This is a genomic window from Alkalibacillus haloalkaliphilus C5 (assembly GCF_000269905.1).
GTDB classification, from domain to species: domain Bacteria; phylum Bacillota; class Bacilli; order Bacillales; family Alkalibacillaceae; genus Alkalibacillus; species Alkalibacillus haloalkaliphilus_A.
On the sequence record NZ_AKIF01000265.1, the window covers coordinates 1 to 1,328 of the forward strand.

Annotated in this window: 2 protein-coding genes; both read left to right on the forward strand. The window is 36.5% G+C overall.

Annotation, left to right across the window (positions count from 1 at the left end):
- Window positions 1–552, forward strand: a 552-nt coding sequence (locus A194_RS19035; RefSeq protein WP_017187833.1) for a MotA/TolQ/ExbB proton channel family protein, incomplete at its 5' end; no start/stop codon positions are given.
- Complete coding sequence (gene motS / locus A194_RS0116275; protein WP_017187834.1) at window positions 542–1,297, forward strand: flagellar motor protein MotS; 756 nt, start codon at window positions 542–544, stop codon at window positions 1,295–1,297. The genes A194_RS19035 and motS, both read left to right, overlap by 11 nt.
- Window positions 1,298–1,328: the final 31 nt, after the last annotated feature.

Sequence of the window (1,328 nt, forward strand, 5' to 3'; positions counted from 1 at the left end):
TCTGAAAAAGCTAGACGAGAAGGGCTACTAGCTTTAGAAGGTGAAGTTGAACAACTGGATGATCAATTTATTAAGAAAGGCGTATACTTAGCTATTGATGGTATAGAGCCTGAAGTAATTAATGACATTATGAATGCAGAAATTGCAGCTATGGAAGAACGCCATAATAAAGGGCGATCAATTATTGAAAAGGCGGGTGAATACGCGCCAGCTTGGGGAATGATCGGTACTTTAATTGGTTTAATTTTAATGCTTAATCATTTAGATGACCCAGGTACAATTGGTCCGAGTATGGCTGTTGCCTTATTAACAACTTTCTATGGAATGATTCTAGCAAACTTAGTTTTCCTCCCAATAGCAGGTAAATTAGTTTCTAGAACAGAAGAAGAAGTGTTCATGAAACAAGTAATTGTTGAAGGTGTTTTAGGCGTTCAATCTGGCCAGAATCCGAAAATTTTAGAGGAAAAATTAAGTGCATTTTTGTCTAGTGAAGATTTGAAGGAAAAGAACAAAGAGGATTTTGAGGCAGAGGAGATTCAAAATGAAGCCTAAAAAAAGAGCGCAGCCTAAACGTAGTGCTCCGATTTGGATGGTTACATATTCTGATATGGTGACATTAATCTTAGTGTTTTTTATTTTACTATTTTCAATGTCACAAATTGATGCAGTGAAATTTAATGCTGTAGCTGAATCTTACAGACAAAATGTTATTTTTGACTTTATGCCTTCTGCGGTTCCATTAGAAGATCCAACAGACTATGAAGAAGGTGACATGCCTGAAGAAGATGATGACGAGGATGTGGCAGAAGAGGAAGAGGTCACCGAAGCAGAAGATCAGGAAAACTTAGAACAATTGTATGAAGAAATTCAAGATTACTTAGATGAACATGAGTTGAATGATGTTATTACAGCGAGCCAAACTGATCGTGGTGTCGTTTTAGTTTTACAAGAAAGAGTCTTATTTAGTTCGGGTGAAGCTGAGCTTATTGATGATTTTCTACCATTTTTAGATAAAGTTGCAGTACTGTTAAATAATATTCCAAATGATGTAGAAGTCGAAGGGCATACAGATGATGTGCCGATTGATACTTACCGCTTTCCATCTAATTGGGAATTATCCACTGCAAGAGCAAGTAGTGTTATACGATACTTTATTGATCAACACAGCTTAGACCCGACGCGCTTTCAAGCTACAGGGTTTGCTGAGTTTAAACCAGTCTCAGATAACGCAACAGAAGAAGATTTACAAAGGAATCGTCGTGTCGAAGTAATTATATTAGAATTAAACCAGGACTAACAAATAATAGACCGATTAACTGTTAAATAGT